Source organism: Roseibium sp. TrichSKD4 (genome assembly GCF_000148725.1).
Taxonomy (GTDB): Bacteria; Pseudomonadota; Alphaproteobacteria; order Rhizobiales; family Stappiaceae; genus Roseibium.
The window spans coordinates 730,376-752,746 of sequence record NZ_GL476320.1; the positions used below are offsets into that span (position 1 = coordinate 730,376).

Genomic DNA, 22,371 nt, shown 5'->3' on the forward strand with positions numbered 1-22,371 from the left:
TTTATTTCCCAATCAACGTGTGCAAGCCTTTGGCACATTCTTCATGCAATCGACTGGGATTAAATAATGACAACGCTCAAGAAAGTATCCTTTGGAAAACTAGTTGCCCCAAAGGATGGAACGGTTATTGCGTTTGTGGATGAAAACCTCGCAGGCGGTAGCTTTCTGGAAGGTCTTTATGGTGGCACGCTTGATGCCTTGGGCAAGGCTGCCGAAATCGCCGGCTTTACCGGTAAAATGGCAGCTGCGTTGGATCTGATCGCGCCTGCAGGTTTGGATTTGGAGCGCCTGATTGTTGTTGGGCTTGGAAAAACTGACGAGCTGAGCGAGCTCGATTGGCAAAACCTAGGCGGCACGGTCTATGGGCTCGCTCAAAAGGCCAGTGCCGACAAGGTGTTCATCGCGTTTGATCTGCTAGGGGAAAGTGCTGCAGCGCCTGAGAATGCTGCCGGGTTTGCGGCAGGCATGAAGTTGCGATCCTACAAATTCGATGATTTCAAAACCAAGAAAGCAGATGAGGCCTCCTCAGATCCGGTTACTATCCAGATTGGTGTCGCTGATACCAATGCTGCGAAAAAAGCTTGGGGTGCAGCAGAAGCGATTGCGGATGGGGTCATCCTGGCACGTGACCTTGTAGATCAACCAGCCAATGTGTTGGGGCCAGTGGAATTTGCTGCCCGGGCTAAAGCTCTCTCTAAGCTCGGTGCCGAGGTGGAGGTTCTCGGCGAAAAGGAAATGAAGAAGCTCAAGATGGATGCGCTTCTTGGTGTTTCTCAAGGTGCTGTCCGGCCGCCACGTCTTGCCGTCATGCGTTGGAATGGCGGGAAAAAGAGTGAAAAGCCTGTGGCTTTCGTGGGGAAAGGTGTTGTCTTCGATACGGGCGGCATTTCCATCAAGCCATCAGGTGGCATGGAAGAGATGAAGGGCGATATGGGCGGAGCGGCAACGGTTGTTGGCGTCATGCATGCCCTTGCAGCACGGAAGGCCAAGGTCAATGCAATCGGCGTGATTGGGCTTGTGGAAAACATGCCGGATGGAAATGCACAGCGTCCGGGCGATATCGTCACCGCCATGTCCGGCACGACCATTGAAATTTTGAACACGGACGCTGAAGGACGTTTGGTTCTTGCTGATGCTCTTTGGTACACGCAGGAGAAATACAAGCCTGCCTTTGTAATCGACCTCGCGACATTAACAGGCGCAATCATTGTGGCTTTGGGACATCAAAACGCAGGCCTTTATTCCAACGACGACACGATTGCCGATCAGTTGAAGGCTGCGAGTGAGGTGACAGGCGAAGGCGTGTGGCGGATGCCGCTGTCGAAGGAATATGACAAGATTATCGACACGCCGAATGCTGACGTGAAAAACACCGGCGGCCGCTGGGCAGGATCAATTACAGCTGCGCAGTTCCTGCAGCGCTTTATTCAAGATGGCACGACCTGGGTGCACCTCGATATTGCTGGCCCTGCGTTTGGCGGTCCCAAGACGGAGATCTGCCAAGCTTGGGCGTCCGGCTTTGGTGTGCGTCTTCTGGACCGGCTTGTTTCGGACAATTACGAAGGCAAATAGGTGAGCGTTATCTGATATGGCAAAGAAAAACCCGCCGAAATGGCGGGTTTTTCGTATCCAGTTTTTTCAGGATATCAGCACGTCTTGTAAGATTGGCAGGCTGTTGCCGGCTCCGTTACAATCAGGCCCATACCCGCTGTTGCTCCGGCCATTACCATTACCAGCGCAAGAAACACCATGATACGCGTGAACATTCATCCCCCAACAGTCGTCAAACAGGTTCGCAAGACGTGATTTCTCGCCCGCGAATCCATCCCCGACAAAAATCTTTAGCCGTTCGACATTTTCGAAGCGTTAATGATACGACTGGACATGGATGTCCATGGAGTGAAATGCCTGTGAATTATTCTATGGCGGAGGTGTTGTGCGGATGCATCACGTTAAGGCTTGAGGCCACAACGCCTCGTTCAAGAAGATGAGTTTCGTCGCCCATGAGTGTTGATGTGGTTTTTTATCATCTGTTGCACAAACCGCTAGAAGCTGCCTTGCCGCAGCTCTTGCTCAAGTGTCTGGATCGAGATTGTAAGGTGGTAGTTCAAACGGGGTCGCAGGAGCGCTGCGATGCTTTGGACGCGCATTTGTGGACCTTCTCTGACGACAGTTTTCTGCCGCATGGCACGAAAGCAGACGGCCATGCAGAGTTCCAGCCGATTTATCTGACTTGTGAAGATGACAATCCAAATCAGGCGGATGTGCGGTTTCTGGTTGATCGGGCGGTGAGACCGCCCCTGCACGGCTATCAACGCGCCATTTACATGTTCGATGGGCGCGATGAAGAGGCGGTGGCAGAAGCGCGGCAGAACTGGAAAAGTGCCAAGTCAGAAGGCTTTAATGTGACCTACTGGCAGCAGACTGAAAATGGGGGGTGGGATCAAAAGGCATGAGCGAGGACAGCGTTCACGACGATGAAACCTTCATGGCCCGACGTAACGAGGCGCGAGAGCGAATTGATGCGTTGACCGGTGCCAAGGGCGGTGATGCGGAGGACCGTCAGGCCTGGTTTGAAGAGGTGTACAGTCATGCGAACGGCGATGCTGCAGCGATCCCGTGGGCAGATCTCGCACCAAAGGCCGCGCTGGTCGAGTGGCTTGAAAAGAACCCCGGAGAGGGGCGCTCGGCTCTCGATATCGCTTGCGGCCTTGGCGACAACGCAGAAGCCATTGCAGCAGCTGGCTACAAGACAACGGCATTTGACCTTTCAACGGCAGCCGTCGAGTGGGCCAAACGCCGGTTTTCCGAAACCGCGGTCGATTATCAGGCCGGGGATTTATTCAATCTGCCGGAAGACTGGCGAGGTCGATTTGATCTCGTACATGAAAGCTACACGGTACAAGCTCTGCATGGAGAGCTGCGCGAGGCATCCATCACCGCGATTGCTGATCTGGTCGCTCCCGGTGGCAAGCTCGTGTTTTTAAACCGTACCCGCGAGGAGGGTACCTTGGCCGACGGGCCGCCTTGGCCCGTCATGCCGTCTGAATGGCGCCGCTTTGAAGAGCACGGCTTTGTTCTGCATACGGAAAGTTATTTCCAGATTGAGCGGCCAGGGCGATCCATTCCACATGTCTTGGCGGTTTACAGACGACCGGAAGTATCGGGCTAAGTCCCTGATGCCCGAACGGTAAAAGCCGCGAAACGCCTTGCATTACTGTCAAATTTGCGAATACGTGTCGCAGAGCCAAATCATGGCTTCGTGGCGGGGATACCACGCAAGTTTGCCAAAGGGGATGAGAGTATGGGTTTCTTTGATTTCGTGAAGGATGCAGGCAAGAGCCTATGGGGTGATGACGATGCACCAGAGGCAAGCGCCGAGGCTATTGAAAAGGAAGTTGCTGATCTTGGTCTTGATGGCGAAGTAAAGGTCGAAGTTGACGGCGACACCGTGAAGATTGCTGGCGCAGCACCCAGCCAGGAAGCACGCGAGAAGCTGATTCTGGCGGCTGGCAACCTCAAAGGCGTCGCGAAGGTGGACGAGGAAATCGCTGTGGAAGCGGCTGAACCAGAAGCCAAGTTCCACACGGTTGAAAAGGGTGACACCCTGTGGGCGGTTGCCGAAAAGGCGTATGGCAACGGCTCCAAATATCAGACAATCTTTGAAGCCAACAAGCCGATGCTGAGCCACCCGGACAAGATTTTCCCGGGTCAGGTGCTGCGCATTCCGGCTCTCTGATTACAGCAAACAAAAGGCCGAGGAGACATTCAAGATGACAAGCAAACTGAAAGTCTCCTTCGCCGATTTGGTGGCGCAAGCGCGCGCCGCCATTGAAGAAGTTTCAACACAAGACGCCATCGCGCTTGTTGAAGATCCGAACGTCCAGTTCGTTGATCTGCGCGATATCCGTGAGCGGTTCCGGCACGAGCCAATCAAAACACTGCATTCTATCAAAGGCGTGCAGCAACCACCCGCGAAGGAAAACAAAGTCAAGGACGGGAAAGATGATTGAGAATGTTATTCTCTGGGCAACGTCCATTATCAACCCAATCGCCGGTACCGTGATGATCTTTGCATTATTTCAAAATGAATGGCTTCGGACCGCACCGCTCTGGCATCGTTTTGGTATGATCCTTTCCGCTGTGGGGCTTTATGGCCAGACCGCCAGAAACTACCTGACAATCACCACCGGTGTGTCGCCAAGGGATATCGAGATGCCCTGGTGGGTTCTGAAGGATTTCGGGTTGGCATTCCTAGCGTTCTCTTTTCTGTTTTTGTGTTTGAAGAAACGCAGAATTAGGTGAGGCGGGATAATCCCCATAAAGCTCTCTGAACGATTGAATTAACATATCACTCTCTTCTGTTTTTGCCGCCCCAGGTATTATGTCGTCGTAAATCCGAAAAATTGCTTCAATAAGTCCTGATGTTTCTGGTGTTCTATCGCGTAAAAATGTAGTAAATACCGTTTTTGCTCTATGCATAAAAGAGTCCAAATACTCAGATGCTGAACCTCCGGCCTCAATAAAGTAATTGTAGTAAGCCCCACCTTCTTTATACAAAGAAACTACTGTTTTATAAAGATCAGAGTGCAATTCTCTGACCGCTGGGGGCATTTTTTGAAAATAGTTATCAAATAATGTCAATTCATCGAATAATTGCTTAATTGTAGGTATGTGTTCAAAACCATTCTCAATATCGATTTTTACCTTATTTATGGTCTCGTAGTAAGCTAGAACTTCATTTTCTGACTTTCCCACGGCGTCCGAGACGCCGGAGAGGAAAAATTCGTAGTGTTTAAGTTCATGAACTAAGAGAGCTCTAAGTTCGGCCAGCCCGTTGGGATCGTTTGCCAAACGCTGCAAAGTTGACTTAGGAATTTGTATTACTGGCCTATGATCTAAAACGCCTCGCCATTTTTTCGTGACTGCCGCAGCTCCTTCTTCACCTGAATCTACAACTTGGAAAATTTCAGGGTCGTATTCCATCCCCATAGATTCCAGAGCAAATTTAAGCCCCTCAGCATAACGTTCTTGCCTGGTAAACTGGAGGAATGTTGTTTTTTGAGGGGAATTTAAAATTTCACTATCAATTGCTGTCGCGGCTTCCTCAGCAGTCCCTTCCTCTATGACACCCCCTATAATATCTACTTTGGGAAGAAACTCACCATCACTGGTTCGAAGTAAGAATTTACTTCCTAAATTATTGCCCTCTTCATCAACAACCTGAAAAAGTCGTCCACGAACTTGTCTAAAGTATACGATTTCCCCTTCGGAGTTCATAGCAGCGTAAATTGGCTGCCCCTCGGGAGTTTTTCCAATAGCATCCAGCCCATCTACTGCCAGCGAGTTCTCGGCCTCCAATTCACCGCCGGTAACACCAGGCAGTATTGAATTTTCAGCTTCTTCAGATATAATTTCTTCAGATAATGAACTTGTTACAGCTCTCTCTCCAATTCTCTCAAAAAAGTCAAAAACCATACCCGCACCATCCAGAACCATTAACACATCAAATAACGCTTGCAGAGGTGTCTCCCGCCGTTGATTGGCTTCCATTTGCAATGGTTGAGCAGCAAAATATCTTAGTGCTCTAATCTTTTGAATGTCCGTGTATTGTGAGACTGGGATATTCTCTTGCCCTTTAACAGGCAGAGTATCCTCATCAGGGTAATCTATGTTCATTTTGAGGAAATATTCGGCAGCATCTAAGATTGGCGATGGTCCGGTAGCGTTGCCCTCACTGTCAAAAACTGGGGCGGCATCAAGGAGTGCTTTGCCCGCAGCAGCGGATAGAACTTCCAAAAGGGGTTTATTCTGATACCAACCTTCGGGAAGATCTTTTGGTGAATTCACACCTATCACAGCTAGGGCGTAGCCTAAGAGCGCCTTCCGGGCCTCTATTGACATACCATAGTCAGCTGTGTGCGAATTCTCTGTTTCATGCCAGTTAATCGCTAGTATTGCTTCGTTCGCAATTTGCAACTCGATAGGTTCATATCCTTCACCACGTGGATCAGGCGTTAGCATTGTGTGTTGTGAAGCTTTATCGTCGGCGAGACCTTTGATCCCACCATTACGCACTACGTTGGTAGCATGCCAGTTAACCTTCCAGCCGCCTGTTACTTGGTCGTATTTCTCTACCGTTCTGGCAAGCGGATTGTAGCGTTCAATTGGTCGACCATTTCTGTCATAAACAACCAACCCATAGTATGGAACGCCGTCTTTCTCGCCAGCAAAAAAATTTGTCACCGAGTTTCCGGATTTCAAATATTTTCTTTTCTGAAAAACGTTGCCTTGACCTTCCAACCATTCGCCCTTGGAAGGGGCCAACGACCGAGCCTGAGTTTCGACCGCAATCCAGAACCGATCGGTTTTGCTTACGCTTGCATTGGAAGGAGGCTGTCCAGCAGCGATGAAATCTACAAAATTGTCCGGGTTATTCGGATCGAGGACGCTCGCTCTTTCAATCACCGCACGTTGATACAGCTTCTGGGTGGCGCCTGCGGGAATTTCCCCACGTACTTCGCGTTCAGCAGTTTTCTTTAGAAAAACATGGAGTTTATCTTCCAAAATTTGCCGCTGCCGAGGCGTTACAAAAGCAGGAAACGTAGTATGGATGATCACATTCTGAATAATCTGATCTCGTTGAACAATCTGGGCTTCAGTAAGAGAAGGCTTGGAAGCGGAAGCAATCGATTTCGGGAAACCTCCAAGTTTCTCCGTATTTAGTGATGGCACTCCCACGCGACGGGGTTGATCTTTCGGAATAATCGATAATACTTCGGTAGTCGATGCCCGTTGAACAAGTGCGCTCATAATCATGCCCCTTTGATAAAACCTCTAATGAGATATTATTGCGTTTGTAATTTTTGGAAAATTGGTAATAAACCGCAATAACAATCATAAGCGGATATTTCCCAAGTAACTGTGTGTTGCGACGAGGTTGACCGTTTTCACGGACGTTTGCAACTCTGACGGCAGCGTTGTCGGGGCGATTATCGATTTTGACGGTTACGTAAGCGCGGTTTTTGAGCTTTTCGTGGACTTTATCCCGTTTGGGCTGCGACAAGACACAGCTGTGGAGCCGCATTTGTGTTGGTTTCGTTGTTTGGAGCGTCATGCAGGCCTCGGCGGGGGCTTGAGGGCGCGGATTGCGGCGAGGATTCGTCCGAAGACGTAGCCTGATACAGCCACCTCTGCCAGTTGGAACGTGATTTTGCGCGCATGGCGTACGACCTTTGCCCCGATTTTGATGAGGCGGCTCTGGATACTTGTCAGCGACCAGTCGGCGACCTCTTCCGGGAGGTCTAGCCCTTGCAGGAAGACACCAAGGTTATACGCCAATGCGTGAAGCTGAAGCCGGACCTCATTGTCACAGAACCGCTTGCAGGACAGGCGGGTCCAAGTGATGGCGTTCTTGCCTTCTTTGATGTGCTGTTCGGCTGTGCCGCGCTGATTGTAGAAGCGGATGATCCATTCCGGCTCCATCGGCAAGTTGGTGACGACAAAACCCACGCGAGGGAATAGATCACCGGGATACCATTCGATCTTGGCAACCACCTGACGGGGCTTGCTCCATGAAGCAGCCTGATACTCAAAAACCTCATAGAAGCGCTTGATCTTTGTCTTTGAGGGACGTCCCACGGGGCGGGTCAGCTGATGGCTGATCTTCTCTTCCAGCACAGCGTTCTTTTTGAGGCGGATGGCGTAGCGGTACCCTTCAGCCTCTAAAGTCTCGTAAAGTTCCGGAATGGCAAAGGCGGCATCAGCGCGAAAGAAGCGCATGATGTCGCGCTCTGCATAGCGCGCAATGACGGGTATCAGAAGAGCCTTCCAGTCATCCGCGCTGTGGACGCTGCCATTGCGCAGGGCACAGCGTTCCAAGTGGCCAAACTGATTGAAGATGAACAATGGGTGATAGCAGTTGCAGCCGAAATGCCCGTTCCATGCGGTTCCCTCCTGAGCGCCATGGGTGGGGCTGACAGAGCTATCCATGTCCAAGGTGATGTAGTTCAGTCCTTGGCGACCATGCACCGCATCAATCCATTGACCGGGCATATCGGCCAAGGCTTCCCTGTTGGCGGCAGTCGCGAGCACCTCAGTCTCAAAGCGGCCCATCTGGGAGGAGGATGCCGCCTGAGTGTCAACGGCACGGCCCCCGATAATCTGGCGCATTACCGGGTCACGCGACAGACGCACGGCATCATTCACATCTTCATAGCCCGCAAGGCGACCAAATATCGATTGGCGCAGCAGGCCCATCAAGGTGTGAACGCCATTCTTACCTTTGCGGGTATCCCGAAGGAACCGAACCGCTTTGCCGAAAAGGCCAAGGGCGTCATCAAGCTCCCGGTAAAGCAGAAGACCGCCATCAGAACTGATCTTTGAACCGTGGAATTCCAACCGCACCCGAGGGTCAAAATCCAGCCGAAAATCGCTCTCAGAACCCGCACCCGTTGGGTGTGCCATTTTTCAGCCCTCCGTCATCAAGTAACACGCTGTAATATAAAGAGAAAAATAGGATAGAAGAAGCTAAATCAGCTGACTACTTGGGAAATCCGGGATAACAAATAACAAATAGTTCCTGAGGTATATATTTTGCTTAGAGTTATATTTCTTATTTTGACGTATATTTTTGCGGGTTGGGGTTTATATTATATTTTCATGGGTATTATTTGTGGGAAGTTTCTGGTCTAGATGGGCTGAAAAGTGTACTTTTTGAGTATTTATATGCGTTTATATTATTTTTCTTAGTATTTGCTCTCAAGGTTGCCGCAAATATTGCAGGATCAGCTAGCGCAAGGTCAAAGGGAATTGAGAGATCTACTTCTGCAGTAGATGCAAGATCTTCCGGCACAGAATATCGTTCTCTTTTGGTAAAATATAAGAAATTTGCCTCTGTTGAAGACTTTTACAGGCTTGGAGTTTTGGAAATAAAACTTCAAAATAAGAAGTTGGGGCATGGTGAGGCCGGTTTGGCGTTCTTCTTGCCAATTACAATTTCATTTTTACGAGAAAAGTCAGGTTCGAAATTAGCGACCAACGTTCCCCAATTTTCAGGGCTGACGGAAGTCGAAAAAGAAATCGTGAGATGCCTATATTTAGCTGTCGCTGGCGAATCTGACAGGTTCTTTAGTTTTCTGGAAACGTCAATTGGAGCCAAGTTGTTAGAACCTCTGACAATTTTACACTCCACGGCCTACCAACTGAAGGCACGGTCCCAACGCAGTCTGATAAAACGGATGTTCAGTAAGCGGAAGTCAATTAAACCTGCAAAGAGGGATTTCTTCGACTTCACCACGATGTCCGGGTTGGAATTGGAGATGTATGCCGCCTGCCAAATAGCTGAAATAATTTCGGCAGCAGGCGCTCTATCGAGCCCTGCCGAAAGCACGGGGATTTTGCGCGACATCTCGAAAGCGCGAAGCCTTTTTCTCGCCAGGGCATCACGACTTAATAGCGCCGAAATTTGGGGCCATGCATCAAGTTGGTTTGGAGGCCTACCTCGCCTAGGCGAGCATGAATGGCCTCGATCAGCAAAAGATAATCTGCCTTTAGTTTTTCTCGCACAGATCAATCTTGAAAAAGCTAATCGGATTTTGCTGGCAGATCAGGTTCCAGATTCAGGCTGGTTGGCATTTTTTATCGGTCATGGGGCACTGGAATGTAAAGTGATCCATGTTCAGAGCGGAGAGTTGCCGCCCTTGTCCCAATCACCATCTGATGCCAGCCCTACATGGGGTTGGTATGGAAACAACGGTCCATTGCCGGATGTTCTGACACCTCAAGACCACGCATTTTCTTTTCCATATTTTCCCATGGATTTAGTGCCACTCCCATCCGGTGAGGGGAATGGTGCAAATACAGCGCTGACTGAAGTCGATAGCATTGTGCCGTCTCGGGAAACTTTTATGAGCGCAAGGCACGTTCACGAAATGGCTGGCGTAGAACCTGTGTATTTTGGTCATACGGTCCAGCATTACGCTGCTAAAATGATGCTGGCGGCAAAGGATGTAGATCAAGTAATCGCCCGCTTGGAAGACCGTTATAACAACCTTCAGGGCCATGAGCCGTCTGATCATAAAGACCGCAAAATAGAAGAAACTGAAAAACTGCTTCGGAAGACCAAATTGGCGAGGGATGAATTCGTATCGTCCTGTCAGAATTTTCGTGACTGGGCGTTTCAACTTTCAAAGTGGAATCGTCTCGACGCGGAAAATGTCAAACTGTTCCGGGAGTGGTGCTCACGAGTTAAACAGGATCAATTTAGTGAGCTGGGATCAAAGTATTTTCATCGAAGCCATTTTGAGGAGCTTTTGACCCCGACTTATCTGATGGCAATGGCGGCCCCTGACAGTGTTTTCTTAAAGCTCAAAAAAGAAATACAAGTTGTGCTGTCTGAGAACTATCGGCGACCCACAAAATATCGGCGCCATCAGATGTTTGGTCAGGGTTTACGGGTGCAGGGCAATGCTGCGATGGAGCATCTAGGCGATCATATGCTGATGCAACTGGCATATGACGATATTATGAGATGGACGTTCGGAGACATGGGTGTGTTTCAGTTTTGGATTTCGCCTCGTAACCTCAAACAGCGAAAATGGGACAAGGTTGAGGTCACTTTTGAAGGGCACTAAGCAAGGTTGGCTTCAGAAACTGAATCACCTAGCTGCCGCAGCGTTGTGAATCGGTTCAGCTGGCTTCTTCAAACTCCGCCGAAAGTTCCAGCCATTCCTCTTCTGTCTTGACCAGCTTCTTTTCGCAGTAAGCGCGTTCCTTGGCGAATTTGGCAGCGCGGTCGGGGTCTGTCTGGAAGAAGGCCGGGTCGGCGAGGGCTTCGTCCAGCTTTTCTATCTTTTCCTGCAGGCGTGCCATTTCTTTCTCTGCTGCTTTAATTTTCTGCTGCAAGGGTTTGAGCTGACTGCGCTTTTGGGCAGCTTCTTTTCGCTTTTCCTGCGCGTTTTCCTTTGGGGCTTCAGCGTCTTGTGTCGGCTTTTTCCGGGCCTCTGGTCCCTGCAGGATCAGGCGCTTGTAATCTTCCATGTCGCCGTCGTAAGGCGCAACACCACCGTTCGCGACCAGCCAGAGCCGGTCTGCACAGGCCTCGACCAGATGGCGGTCGTGGCTGATCAGGACAACAGCGCCTTCAAACGCGTTCAGCGCCAGAACCAGCGCCTCGCGGGCGTCAATGTCGAGGTGGTTGGTCGGCTCATCGAGGATGAGCAGATGCGGACCATGGAAGGTTGCCAACCCCAGCAAAAGCCGGGCTTTCTCGCCGCCGGAAAGGTCTTTGGCAGGCGTGTCCATCCGGTCTGTCGGCAGACCAAAGCGGGCAACGCGGGCGCGCACCTTGGCTTCCGGCGCATCGGGCATCAGGAGGCGGACATGATCGACTGCGTTTTCCGCCGGGCGCAACTCGTCCAGCTGGTGCTGCGCGAAGAAGGCGATTTTCAGTTTGGAGGATTTCACCATCTCGCCGCCCATGGAGGCGAGGCGGTCGGAAATCAGCTTGGCAAAGGTTGACTTGCCGTTGCCGTTTGCGCCGAGCAGCGCAATGCGGTCATCGGTGTCGATGTTCAGCGTGATGTTTTTCAAGATCGCCTTGCCGTCATATCCGGTGGAGACCTGCTCCATCTTTATGATCGGCGGGGAGAGGCGGCCTTCCGGGTTGGGGAAATGGATGGGGCGGCTTGATTCTTCCGTCAGCGCGGCAATCGGCTCCATCTTCTCCAGCATTTTCAAACGGGCCTGCGCCTGACGGGCCTTGGACGCCTTGTAGCGGAAGCGATCGACAAAGGCCTGCATGTGCTTGCGCTGCGCGTCCTGCTTTTCTTTGGCCTTTTCCTGCAGGATCATGGCCTCGCGGCGCTGACGGTCAAAGCTGTCATAGCCGCCGGAATAATAGGTCAGCTTGCCGCCCTCAAGATGCACGATGCTGTCCACGGCCTTGTTCAGAAGGTCGCGGTCGTGGGAAATCAGCAGCACTTGATGCGGATAGCGGGCAAGGTAGTTCTCCAGCCAGAGCGTCCCTTCCAGATCCAGATAGTTGGTAGGCTCGTCGAGGAGCAGAAGGTCCGGCTCGGCAAAGAGTACGGCTGCAAGCGCGACACGCATGCGCCACCCGCCGGAAAAGGCGGAGCAGGGCCGTTGCTGCGCCTCAGCATCGAAGCCAAGGCCGGAGAGAATCGCGCCAGCGCGCGCTTCCGCCGAATGGGCATCAATATCGGCAAGGCGCATGTGAATGTCGGCAATGCGGTGCGGGTCGGTTTCCGTCTCAGCTTCGCTCAACAGCTGCGCGCGTTCGGTATCAGCGGCCAGCACCGTGTCGATCAGGCTGATCTCGTTGCCCGGCGCTTCCTGCGCCACCTGGCCGATGCGCGCGCGTTTGGGGATCTGTACGAAACCGGTCTCGGACGACAAGTCTCCGGTGATCAGCTTGAACAGGGTCGACTTGCCCGCACCGTTCCGGCCGACAAGCCCGGTCTTGGCCTTGCCCGGCAGGGTGACGGTCGCCTTGGCGATCAAAAGACGGCCAGCAATGCGATAGGTGAGATCAGATATTTGCAACATGGCCGGATGTTTGGCCGAAGCTTTGCCCGGATGCAAGCGGGAGAAGTGTAACTACCCGCATCGGATCACCGTTTTTGATTTGGTGCGGCTTGGAGGTGACAGAGGAGCGTTCATTCGGACGTCGTTGCAGGGCTTGACCCTGCAATCCATACCGTAGTGTTGCAGTTTTTGTAGTGCTGGTCAGTTCACGGAATGGATCCCATGGTCAAGCCATGGGATGACGACAGTTCAAGTGGTTGCTTGTTAACTGCCGTCCCGGGCTTGACCCGGGACCTTCTTGCACTTGGAGCAGGCCCGGGATCAGTGTCCGGGGCGGCGGGCTTGCGGTTAGCCCACCACCCGGATCCAGACCGCCGTGTCGTGGAAGGCTGCGCCGCCGTAAGGGGCGGCGGGGTCGGCTCCGGTGAGGGTGTTGATGCCCTTGCCATCTTCAAAGCTGTCATTGGCCCAAAGGCCCTCGGAAATCACCGTGCCGGGAGCGAGCGTATCCTTCAAGCGAGCATGAAGGGTCACAACGCCGCGCTTGTTGCCCATTTTCACTTTTGCGCCATCTGAAACGCCAAGCCTTTCTGCGTCTTCCGGTCTGATCCAGACTTCCGGCCGGCCGCCTTCTTTCTTGATCGAGCTTGGGGTCTCATTGAAGGAGGAGTTGAGGAAAGAGCGGGCGGGTGACGTTGCCAGACGGAACGGATGCTGCTCGTCCGGCTGTTCGATGCTGTCCCAATGGTCTGGCAGATCGGGCATGGAGGACCAAGGGCCCATCGGCTCGCCTTTTGGCTTGTTGGGCGACGGGGAGCTCCCCCAATCTGGGCGGAAATGGAACTTGCCGTCTGCGTGGCCAAAGCCGTTGATGTAGTGGGCGTCCTCAAAATCCGGCTGGAGGTCAATCCAGCGGTTTTCTTCCAGTTCTTGCAAGGAACCGTAGTTGGAGGCTTTGAGCATCCAGTCGATATGCTCGCGGGCTGTCATGGCGAAGCCGGAATGCTCAGCTGCCCCAACGCGCTTGGCCAGCTCATTGATGACAAAGATGTTCTCTCGCGGGCCTTCTGGCGCGTCCAAAACCTTGGGTCCGAGCAGTAGGTATTGATGTCCGCCGCCCTTATAAATGTCGTCATGTTCCAGAAACTGCGTGGCGGGAAGAACAATGTCGGCCATGGCTGCGGTGTCGGTCATGAATTGCTCATGGACAACCGTGAAAAGGTCCTTACGCTCAAACCCCTTGCGCACCAATTCCTGTTCCGGGGCAACGCACATCGGATTGGTGTTCTGGATCAGCATGGCCTTGACCGGTGGGCCGCCGAAGAGGGCAACCTCATCGCCGCAAAGCGCGCGTCCGATCATGCTCTGGTCAATCGCTCGGATGCCCGGGGCTGCCAATTCGGGCGCCTCGATCATGGACTTGTCGAGTTCGTAAATCGCACCGTTGTTGTGGAATGCGCCTGCGCCTTCCAGCGGCCAAGAACCGGTGACTGCTGAGATGCAGCTGGCGGCGTGCATGGCAACTGCGCCATTGCGGGAGCGGGTGAAGCCATAGCCCAAGCGGAAGAACGTCCGTTTGATCTCGCCGATGTGTTTCGCAACCTCTTCGATCTTTTCGGCGCTCAGGCCGGTGATCGCCGCAGCCCACTCAGGTGTTTTGTCCTTGAGGTGGGCTTCCAGATCCTTCGGGCAATCGGTGTATTGGTTCAAATACTCCCAATCAGCAAAACCGTCGCGGAGCAGAACATGCATGATGGCACAGGCAAGGGCTCCGTCACTGCCCGGCTTCAGGATCACGCCAATATCGGCCTGTTTCATTGTCTCGGTTTCATAGACGTCGATGACGATAAGCCGCGCTCCGCGCTGTTTGCGAGCCTTGATCGCGTGGGTCATGACGTTGACCTGTGTCGCAACCGGGTTTGTGCCCCAAATCACGATCTGATCTGACGCGGCCATTTCGCGCGGGTCCGGCCCTGCAAGCTTTCCTGTGCCTGCCACATAACCCGTCCAGGCCATGTTGGTGCAGAAAGTGTCGAATTGGCGGGAGTAGCCCTTGGCATGGCGAAAGCGATGGATGGAATCGCGCTGAACAAGACCCATCGTGCCCGCATAGTGATAAGGCCAAACGCTTTCTGCGCTAAACTCGGCTTCCGCATTCAGGAATTTTTCGGCAATCAGATCAAGTGCTGCGTCCCACGAGATTTCCTCAAACCGCTTTTCACCCTTTTTACCGACACGGCGCAGTGGTTTCAGCAAACGCTCCGGGTGATACAGGCGTTCGGCATATCGAGCGACCTTTGCGCAGATCACGCCATCCGTATACGCATTGTCCTTCGCACCGTTTAGCCGCTTCAGGCGGCCCATGTCATCCAATTGAACATCCAGCGCGCACGTGGAAGGGCAATCATGCGGGCAGGCAGAGAATAACTTGGGGGAGAGGGCTTTGTTCATATTCGTGCGCGTCCAATTTCCATAAGACGCGCACCGTTGATGCGATGATGCTCTGTGTCAAGGCACCGAGGCGGTTATCGAAACGGTTATGACCCGGCAGTCAAGAATGTTCTGAAGAGCCTCTCCACAATGCAGCAGGGTGGTACATGAAATAGCAGTGACTGGAAAAGCCTAAGAACGAGACGAACTGCGTGATGACAAAGCAAATCCAGATATCGACCTCAGAACCGAGAGTATTTGAAATAAGAAGTGCTGGGACAAACACACCGATAGCCGACACTGTTCCAATCGTAATCAGGCCCAGAAATAAGCTTATGCTGGGGCGTTTTTCTCTGATGAGCTTGTCGTAGTTTGTGAGGAAATAAGGATTAAATCCGTACTTCGACATATTCGTCAGCAGTTTCGATTGCTTGTTTTCCAAGCGAATGACAGCGATTGTTGATACCTTGCCAGCAAATATCATCGAGATCGCCGAAGCCGCAAAATAAACCTTTGTGCTGTAACCATGTAGATAGAGCGTGGCAGCGACTGCTATGATCGTACCCACTCCGAGGATTACGCAATAAAAGTAAAAATAGCTCTTTTGTGATGCGCCAGCTCGGTAGGACAAACGTCCAGCAAGTATCTCAGTTATGAAGACCGCTAGTGCCGCAAACCATATACTTCCCCTTTCGGAGCTCATGATCAAAACCAAAGCCATGCTCAGCGGGAAATAGTATAAGGGCCAGAATGTAAGCAGGAACGGGATGTATGCAGTTTTCGTTATCGTTCGCAGCATCATCAATTGATTGGCTCGAAATTTTTGAAATTGGAGCCTGAAACCATATTGCCTATGGGTTACCCAAGAGTTTCTTTGAGTAACCCAATTAATCAAAAAGGTTTGATTTTGTTATATGTTCGTTTCATTCAGTCTCAGACGAAACTGAGGGTGATTATTTCTTCCCTCGGCCAAAATCTGCGGTTGTCACAACACCATCGCCGTCGCGGTCAATCATCTCGATCCAGCTGGCGGCATTATCCAAAAATTCGTCCTGGGACACCTTGCCGTCCTTATCAGTGTCGTTGACTTCCAGCTTCATGCCGTTGGCCGGATTGCGCTTGCCTTTTCCATGACCTTGTCCCTTGCCGCCTTCGTGGTTCTTCTGGTCGTTGGCGCGCGCCTCATCGAAGAACACATACTCTTCAGCATCAAGGTATCCGTCATCGTTGGAATCAAAGGAGGCAAAAACGTCGCTGCGACGCTCACGGGCTTCTTCGGCTGTCACCTGTCCGTCCTGATTGAGATCCCAATTCTCGATGAAATGGGCTCCCGGCTTTCCAGCAGCCAAAGAAACGCCAGCGCCCATCATGAGAACGAGGCTTAGAAGGGCTGTATGTTTGCTCAGAGTTTTGATCATGTTAGTTCCTTTATTCGTATATTTCATACATATTGTAATTAATATGTATAATGAGAGAAAGAACCCGCAAGAGCGGGATCTTTGTAAGGGGTGTGGTCAGTTGCCGCTGCAGGGGCTGCGCCCACCACCGCCTTGTCTTGCGTTTCCCTCTCCGCGCGGCGGGCGTTGTCCGGCACCTCGGGGAGGTGGGCGATGTTGTGCGTCAATGACGGGTGTTGCGTTGTCAATCAGGTGGTTGGCAGGCAAAATGTCAGTATCCGTTGGTTTGCTTTCAATATCACCACGGCGGTTCCCACCCCTTGATTTCAGTCGAGCGAAAGACGTATCTGGAGCTCCCATCCAACAGCGGGGGATATATGGGAAGCTGTCAGTGACGACGTAGTGATACGTGCCGTTTGGATATTCAGGGGTGACGGCAAAGCGGCCGTTGCATTGGTCGAGGTCGCCGCTACCCGCGACATAGGCCCAATCCTGAGTGAAGGTACCGTTATAGCGACCGCCAGGACCACTGGGTCGGGTTCCGCTTTTGATCCGAAAGCTGCTCGAAAGTTTTTTCAATGACGATTTTTGCTTTGGGTTGGAATAGCCGTACGGGCCGTAGATCGGAAAGCCATCAGCCGCATAGCCGATCAAAGCCGGAGTAGAACGCCCACCAGCGGAGGAAAGCAAGCCGGTCGGGATACCATGATAGTGATAGGTGCCATCGGGCTGGACATGGGCATTATGCTTGTCCAGACCCAGTTTGCGGGCCTTGCTGTTTGCTTCGTAATTCCAACCCGAACGCCTGTTATTTTGCCAGAACTCAGCCGTGGCCGGATCAAACAAAACACCATTGAGAGCAGTGCCAAAGGGGGTTCCATTTGCAGACCTTGCTCGACCCTTGCGCGGATTGGCGGGGACTTTTAGCTGATAGTTCTTTTTCGAAATTGAATGAGGGTTGTTGCGGTTTGGAAACCGGCCTGGCGACTTATAGGGATAACCGTTTGCGGCGATATAGCGGTACTTTCCTTCGACTTTGAAATTCGCGGCCGCTTCGGCCTCGGGGACCAAAAAATCCAACAGAGCTTCGGTAGCCGTTGATGGCTCAAGGGGTTCTTCGCCTGCAATTTGATGATGACCATCATGAGCAATGGCGCTTGATGCAAACAGTGTACCGGCTAGCGTGCTTGCCAAGGTCAAAGAAAAGCGCATGGACTGTTCCCAAATCAGGTGTTGGTGACAGTCAAAACGTAAGAGCTAAAATGTATTTGGTCGACCCGGATACAGTCGCGAAGTGTATCAAGTTGAATCAGGTGTAAAGTGCAACAAGGCCGACGTGGTTTGAACACGCCGGCCTTGCAAAGATCAGATCAGGGCTAAGAAATTAGCCAACCAGCTCGGTGCCGGAGAACCAGAAAGCGATTTCTTCGGCAGCTGTTTCTGGAGCATCGGAGCCATGAACAGAGTTCTCGCCGATGGACAGGGCGAATTCCTTGCGGATGGTGCCTTCGTCAGCGTCTGCCGGGTTGGTTGCGCCCATGACTTCACGGTTCTTGGCAATTGCGTTTTCGCCTTCCAGAACCTGTACAACAGTCGGGCCGGAGGACATGAATTCGGTCAGTTCGCCGAAGAACGGACGCTCTTTGTGAACAGCGTAGAACGCTTCAGCTTCGCGGATGGACATCCAAACGCGCTTGGAAGCAACAACACGCAGACCAGCGTCTTCAAACTTCTTGGTGATGGCACCTGTCAGGTTGCGCTTGGTTGCGTCCGGCTTGATCATGGAAAAGGTGCGTTCAATCGCCATGGAACTCTTCTTTCTGACTTTACATGGGTGGCGTCTGTCTGCCGCGGCTCGATATCGAGGCCGGACAACAGAGACTGGCGTGCCAGTTTCGCCGGTTGGAGAATCGCCGCCTTAGTAACGGCTCTGCGAGCATGTCGCAAGAGGCAGATTGAAATGGCCCAAGATGTTGTCAGGCTACGCAATCATCACAGGTGTTGTGGGCAGCGTTGGATAGTGCCATCAAGAAGCGTAAGTATGGTTGGGGAGCGTGATGAATTGGTTCGACCTATCTAAGTGGTATCGGTTGTGTTTGGGGCTTGGATTGTGCTTGCTGCCCTTCCTGTCAGTGCCGGTAGATCAAGCTCATGCGAAGGATAGGCAAGATGCTGAGCTGGAGCTGACAGATCAGCAGGCTAATGACTTGGCGATGTTTGTCTTGGGCAATACGCTCTTTACGCTCTACCACGAGAGCGGCCATATGCTGGTGTAAGAGCTGCAGCTTCCGATTATGGGGCAGGAAGAAGACGCTGTTGATAATCTTGCAACAGTATCGATGCTTGCGTCCGACACCCCCCAAATGGACGAGTATCTGGTCATGGCGATGCTCGGTTGGTTCGCCTTGGCAGCTGAGTCATATGATGAACTGGTCTTTTATGGAGAACACGACCTTGATCAACAAAGAGGCTATCAGACACTCTGTTTGATGGTTGGCGCCGACGAGCAGTTCAATGATCTGGCGTCTGATTTGGGGTTGCCGGACGACCGCATCGACAGTTGCATTTACGAGTATGAACTGGCTGCTGACAGCTGGGAGGCGGTGACCGCCGATGTTGTTCGCCCGGAAGGTGAAAAGGGCAACAAGATTTCAGTTGTTTATGAACCAGCACCGGAGGATTTGAAAGAAGTTGCTGATCTGTTTCAGGAAAGCGGCTTGCTTGAGCAAGTCGCCGGTGAAATGGACGACACCTTCGAGTTGCCCGAAAAGATCACCTATAAAGCGCAATCCTGCGGTGAAATGAACGCCTTTTGGGATCCGGAGGCGCGGGAAATGGTCATGTGTTACGAATTGATGGCGCTCTTTGCGACGGTGTTCGTCGAAGAATTGATGGAATAACCTAAACGCCCGGTTATCTGGAGAGCGGCGACACAAAGCCGCGCGCGGAGGTGTCTTCGGTCTCATTGTCGGTGAAGACTACACGGCGCTCTCTCAGTTTCACGCCACCACTTGCAACAAGTTCAAGAGCTTTCGGGTAAATCTGGTGTTCTATCTCGAGAACCCGCTTGCCAAGCGTTTCAGGCGTGTCGTTGTCCAAAACGGGGACAGCACCTTGGATGATGATCGGTCCATCGTCCATTTCTGCGGAAACAAAGTGAACGGTTGCGCCATGCAGCTTCACGCCTTCTTCCAGCGCGCGTTCATGGGTGGCAAGCCCTTTGAATGAGGGCAGGAGAGCTGGGTGAATGTTGATCAGGCGATTTGACCAGGCATTGACGAGGTAAGGGGTCAATAGTCGCATGAACCCGGCAAGAGCGACGATCTCAATGCCATTGTCCTTCAAGATCGCATCTAGTGCCCGCTCAAATGCTTCACGGTCGCCCGCAAACTCCTTGTGATCGACCACCGCCGTTGCGATACCAAATTCTTCAGCGCGTGCGAGCCCAGGCGCCTCCGGAACATTGGAAACAACAAGCGCAATTTCAGCCGGAAATCGCGGGTCTATGGCGGCTGAAATCAGCGCGCTCATGTTGGAACCCCGGCCTGAAATCAGGATGGCTGTTTTCTTACGCTCGCTCATCGTCAAATGTCCAGCTTGCCGTCGAATGCTACCGACTTGTCGCCACCGGTTTCGATCCGGCCTAGCGTCACAACACGCTCCCCGACCTGCTGAAGCGCTGCTGAGACCATATCGGCCTCATCCTCTTCAACCACGACAACCATGCCAATGCCGCAGTTAAAGGTACGCAGCATTTCGCTTTCAGCAACGCCGCCTGCCTGTGCCAACCATTTGAAGACGGGAGGAACTGAAATGGCTGACAAGTCAATCCGCGCGGTGGTTTCTTTTGGAAGAACGCGTGGCAGGTTTTCGGGAAGACCGCCGCCTGTGATGTGGGCAAGGGCCTTGATGCCATTAGTTGTCTTAAGTGCGGTCAGCAGTGGTTTGACGTAGATCCGGGTCGGCTCCATCAGGCATTCGCCGAGCGTCTTGCCATCAGCAAAGGGAGCTTCAGAAGACCATTCAAGCCCCGCAATCTCAACGATTTTGCGCACCATGGAAAAACCGTTTGAGTGCACGCCGGATGAGGTCAATCCCAACAGGAAATCCCCTTCCTTGACATCCGGGCGCGGGAGCAGCGAGCCACGCTCGGCAGCGCCAACAGCAAACCCGGCAAGGTCATAATCGCCCTTCGCATACATACCTGGCATTTCTGCCGTTTCTCCGCCGATCAAAGCAGCGCCTGACAAGCGGCAGCCATCCGCAATACCGGCAACCACATCCGTTGTGGTTTCAACATCCAGCGCGCCTGTTGCGTAATAATCGAGGAAGAAGAGGGGCTCTGCGCCTTGAACGATCAGATCGTTGACGCACATGGCGACGAGGTCAATGCCAACCGTGCGATGTTGGCCGGTTTCAATCGCAATTTTAAGCTTTGTGCCCACGCCGTCATTCGCCGCAACAAGGATTGGGTCGGTGAAACCAGCGCCCTTGAGATCAAACAGGCCACCAAACCCGCCGATTTCACTATCAGCTCCCGGCCGCGACGTTGCTTTGACGAGCGGCGAGATTTTTTTGACCAGATCGTTGCCTGCATCAATATCGACGCCGGCGTCTGCATAGGTGAGACCATTACTGGCTTGGGCATCCTTGGAGGAGGTGGTGTCCTGGCTCATCCGCTGTTCTCCGGGCTGGCGGCAAAAATGTCTTGCGCCGCGCATACAGTCTGCGCCCGATGAATACAAGTGGGCTGGCTTGTGGAGTTCCGGGATATGCGCATGGAATTGGGGCTAAGTGGTTGACCTAGTAACCGCTTGGCTCCTAACTGTGCCACCTAATGTAATCGCAAATCCGCGTTGTTTTGGCCGCGTTGTTTTGGCCGCGTTGTTTTGGAGTGCCTTATGACTTTGCGACGCCAGGTGCAGTTCTGGATGATTTCGCTTGGCGTTTTCATTGCTTTCATGTGGCTGTTTTCACCGGTTCTCTTGCCGTTTGTTGCGGGCATGGCGGTTGCTTACCTGCTTGATCCGGTGTGCGATCGGCTTGAAGATCTTGGAATGAAGCGGCTTTGGGCCACTTTGACTATCCTTCTGAGCTTCATATTTGTGCTGGTTCTGTTTTTCCTCCTCATCTTGCCGGTGCTGGGAAATCAGCTGGCTGCGTTCCTGGAGAGGTTTCCAGAGTTGATTTCCCAGCTTCAAGGGCTGGTGAGCCGTGATTTGATTGAACGTTTGGCCGCCGCTGCTGGCATGACGGGAGAGGACCTGCAAGCGTCATTCACCAATCTGCTTGGTCAGGGGGCGACTTGGATTGCCAAATTGGCTCAGTCGATTTGGAGCGGTGGACAGGCATTGTTGTCGATCATTTCGCTCTTTGTGATTACGCCTGTGGTGGCCTTTTACCTGCTGCTTGACTGGGATCGGATGATTGCCCGCATCGACAGCTGGTTGCCGCGTGATCATGTCGTCGAAATCAGAGGTTTGGCATGTGAAATGGATCAGGCCGTTGCCGGGTTCGTGCGTGGTCAAGTGTCTGTTTGCGTCACGCTCGGCTTATTTTACGCGATCGCACTTGGGGTTGTTGGCCTGAATTTTGGTCTTTTGATTGGCATGGGGGCTGGACTTGTCAGTTTTATCCCCTTCGTTGGTGCGGGGCTCGGTTTTCTGGTTTCTGTTGGCGTTGCTCTTGTTCAGTTCTGGCCGGATTGGCCGTGGGTCGTTGCCGTTGGGGCGGTCTTTGGTGTTGGCCAGTTTTTGGAAGGGAACATCCTTCAGCCGAAGCTCGTGGGCGATAGCACCGGGCTTCATCCGGTGACTTTGATGTTTGCCCTTTTTGCCTTTGGATATCTCTTTGGATTTGTGGGGATGTTGATTGCAATTCCCGCAGCGGCAATGATCGGCGTGCTTGCGCGCTTTGCGCTGAGACAGTACCTAGCGAGCCCACTATACACCGGAACGCGCCCGCCCGAAGCGGGCGAGACAGAGTAGGCGCTTTAGAG

Annotated in this window: 20 protein-coding genes and 1 pseudogene; 10 read left to right on the forward strand and 11 right to left on the reverse strand. The window is 52.6% G+C overall.

Annotated elements, in window-relative coordinates; genetic code table 11:
- Positions 1–66 precede the first annotated feature (66 nt).
- The 6 genes from TRICHSKD4_RS24215 to TRICHSKD4_RS29730 all read left to right on the forward strand — a co-directional run bounded on the left by TRICHSKD4_RS24215 (position 67) and on the right by TRICHSKD4_RS29730 (position 4,305).
- Positions 67–1,572: a leucyl aminopeptidase gene (locus tag TRICHSKD4_RS24215; protein ID WP_009759878.1), complete on the forward strand. Its 1,506-nt coding sequence runs from the start codon at positions 67–69 to the stop codon at positions 1,570–1,572.
- 431 nt (positions 1,573–2,003) lie between these two features.
- The gene (locus tag TRICHSKD4_RS24220; RefSeq protein ID WP_009759880.1) at positions 2,004–2,456 is read left to right on the forward strand and encodes a DNA polymerase III subunit chi; all 453 of its coding nucleotides are present in this window, start codon (positions 2,004–2,006) and stop codon (positions 2,454–2,456) included.
- On the forward strand, positions 2,453–3,172 hold the full coding sequence (locus TRICHSKD4_RS24225) for a bifunctional 2-polyprenyl-6-hydroxyphenol methylase/3-demethylubiquinol 3-O-methyltransferase UbiG (RefSeq protein WP_050763524.1): 720 nt from the start codon (positions 2,453–2,455) through the stop codon (positions 3,170–3,172). The genes TRICHSKD4_RS24220 and TRICHSKD4_RS24225 overlap by 4 nt, the downstream gene beginning before the upstream one ends.
- A 132-nt stretch (positions 3,173–3,304) precedes the next feature.
- The gene (gene lysM / locus TRICHSKD4_RS24230; protein WP_009759882.1) at positions 3,305–3,739 is read left to right on the forward strand and encodes a peptidoglycan-binding protein LysM; all 435 of its coding nucleotides are present in this window, start codon (positions 3,305–3,307) and stop codon (positions 3,737–3,739) included.
- 34 nt (positions 3,740–3,773) lie between these two features.
- A complete protein-coding gene (locus TRICHSKD4_RS29725) occupies positions 3,774–4,013 on the forward strand; it encodes a rhodanese domain-containing protein (protein ID WP_009759883.1) in 240 nt (79 codons plus the stop codon).
- Entirely contained in the window at positions 4,006–4,305 is a 300-nt protein-coding gene (locus TRICHSKD4_RS29730) for an ABC transporter substrate-binding protein (protein WP_083782867.1), read from the forward strand. The genes TRICHSKD4_RS29725 and TRICHSKD4_RS29730 overlap by 8 nt, the downstream gene beginning before the upstream one ends.
- On the opposite strand, the gene TRICHSKD4_RS24240 is transcribed toward TRICHSKD4_RS29730, so the two are convergent.
- The 3 genes and pseudogenes from TRICHSKD4_RS24240 to TRICHSKD4_RS24245 all read right to left on the reverse strand — a co-directional run bounded on the left by TRICHSKD4_RS24240 (position 4,255) and on the right by TRICHSKD4_RS24245 (position 8,466).
- Positions 4,255–6,813: a 30S ribosomal protein S16 gene (locus TRICHSKD4_RS24240; protein WP_168157070.1), complete on the reverse strand. Its 2,559-nt coding sequence runs from the start codon at positions 6,811–6,813 to the stop codon at positions 4,255–4,257. The two genes, TRICHSKD4_RS29730 and TRICHSKD4_RS24240, sit on opposite strands and share 51 nt — an antisense overlap.
- 88 nt (positions 6,814–6,901) lie before the next feature.
- A pseudogene (locus TRICHSKD4_RS32480) lies at positions 6,902–7,117 on the reverse strand (phage tail protein); the annotation flags it as partial.
- Positions 7,114–8,466: an IS1380 family transposase gene (locus tag TRICHSKD4_RS24245; RefSeq protein ID WP_009466009.1), complete on the reverse strand. Its 1,353-nt coding sequence runs from the start codon at positions 8,464–8,466 to the stop codon at positions 7,114–7,116. The gene TRICHSKD4_RS24245 and the pseudogene TRICHSKD4_RS32480, both read right to left, overlap by 4 nt.
- A gap of 206 nt (positions 8,467–8,672) precedes the next feature.
- On the opposite strand from TRICHSKD4_RS24245, the gene TRICHSKD4_RS24250 reads away from it, so the two are divergent.
- Positions 8,673–10,634: a DUF1963 domain-containing protein gene (locus TRICHSKD4_RS24250; RefSeq protein WP_139052269.1), complete on the forward strand. Its 1,962-nt coding sequence runs from the start codon at positions 8,673–8,675 to the stop codon at positions 10,632–10,634.
- Between the two features lie 55 nt (positions 10,635–10,689).
- On the opposite strand, the gene TRICHSKD4_RS24255 is transcribed toward TRICHSKD4_RS24250, so the two are convergent.
- From TRICHSKD4_RS24255 to ndk, 6 genes are all read right to left on the reverse strand, one after another.
- Positions 10,690–12,567 carry an ABC-F family ATP-binding cassette domain-containing protein gene (locus tag TRICHSKD4_RS24255; RefSeq protein ID WP_040617389.1) on the reverse strand — a complete coding sequence of 626 codons (1,878 nt, stop codon included), beginning with the start codon at positions 12,565–12,567 and terminating at the stop codon, positions 10,690–10,692.
- Positions 12,568–12,894: 327 nt separating this feature from the next.
- Entirely contained in the window at positions 12,895–14,997 is a 2,103-nt protein-coding gene (locus TRICHSKD4_RS24260; RefSeq protein WP_009759887.1) for a molybdopterin oxidoreductase family protein, read from the reverse strand.
- 100 nt (positions 14,998–15,097) lie between these two features.
- Positions 15,098–15,679: a hypothetical protein gene (locus TRICHSKD4_RS24265; protein WP_208993171.1), complete on the reverse strand. Its 582-nt coding sequence runs from the start codon at positions 15,677–15,679 to the stop codon at positions 15,098–15,100.
- Between the two features lie 250 nt (positions 15,680–15,929).
- Complete coding sequence (locus TRICHSKD4_RS24270; protein ID WP_009759889.1) at positions 15,930–16,394, reverse strand: EF-hand domain-containing protein; 465 nt, start codon at positions 16,392–16,394, stop codon at positions 15,930–15,932.
- A gap of 96 nt (positions 16,395–16,490) precedes the next feature.
- Positions 16,491–17,585 carry a YHYH protein gene (locus TRICHSKD4_RS24275; protein ID WP_009759890.1) on the reverse strand — a complete coding sequence of 365 codons (1,095 nt, stop codon included), beginning with the start codon at positions 17,583–17,585 and terminating at the stop codon, positions 16,491–16,493.
- Positions 17,586–17,757: 172 nt separating this feature from the next.
- Positions 17,758–18,180 carry a nucleoside-diphosphate kinase gene (gene ndk / locus TRICHSKD4_RS24280; RefSeq protein WP_009759891.1) on the reverse strand — a complete coding sequence of 141 codons (423 nt, stop codon included), beginning with the start codon at positions 18,178–18,180 and terminating at the stop codon, positions 17,758–17,760.
- 250 nt (positions 18,181–18,430) lie between these two features.
- On the opposite strand from ndk, the gene TRICHSKD4_RS28620 reads away from it, so the two are divergent.
- The gene (locus TRICHSKD4_RS28620) at positions 18,431–18,649 is read left to right on the forward strand and encodes a hypothetical protein (RefSeq protein ID WP_050763525.1); all 219 of its coding nucleotides are present in this window, start codon (positions 18,431–18,433) and stop codon (positions 18,647–18,649) included.
- A gap of 15 nt (positions 18,650–18,664) precedes the next feature.
- Positions 18,665–19,273, forward strand: coding sequence for a DUF4344 domain-containing metallopeptidase (locus TRICHSKD4_RS24285; protein WP_256377433.1), 609 nt, complete (start codon positions 18,665–18,667; stop codon positions 19,271–19,273).
- Between the two features lie 13 nt (positions 19,274–19,286).
- Here TRICHSKD4_RS24285 and purN read toward each other — a convergent pair whose 3' ends face one another.
- Both purN and purM read right to left on the reverse strand, forming a co-directional pair.
- On the reverse strand, positions 19,287–19,955 hold the full coding sequence (purN, locus tag TRICHSKD4_RS24290; RefSeq protein WP_009759894.1) for a phosphoribosylglycinamide formyltransferase: 669 nt from the start codon (positions 19,953–19,955) through the stop codon (positions 19,287–19,289).
- 2 nt (positions 19,956–19,957) lie between these two features.
- Positions 19,958–21,049, reverse strand: coding sequence for a phosphoribosylformylglycinamidine cyclo-ligase (gene purM, locus TRICHSKD4_RS24295; RefSeq protein ID WP_009759895.1), 1,092 nt, complete (start codon positions 21,047–21,049; stop codon positions 19,958–19,960).
- Between the two features lie 225 nt (positions 21,050–21,274).
- On the opposite strand from purM, the gene TRICHSKD4_RS24300 reads away from it, so the two are divergent.
- Positions 21,275–22,360, forward strand: a complete 1,086-nt coding sequence (locus TRICHSKD4_RS24300; RefSeq protein ID WP_009759897.1) for an AI-2E family transporter — start codon at positions 21,275–21,277, stop codon at positions 22,358–22,360.
- Positions 22,361–22,371 lie beyond the last annotated feature (11 nt).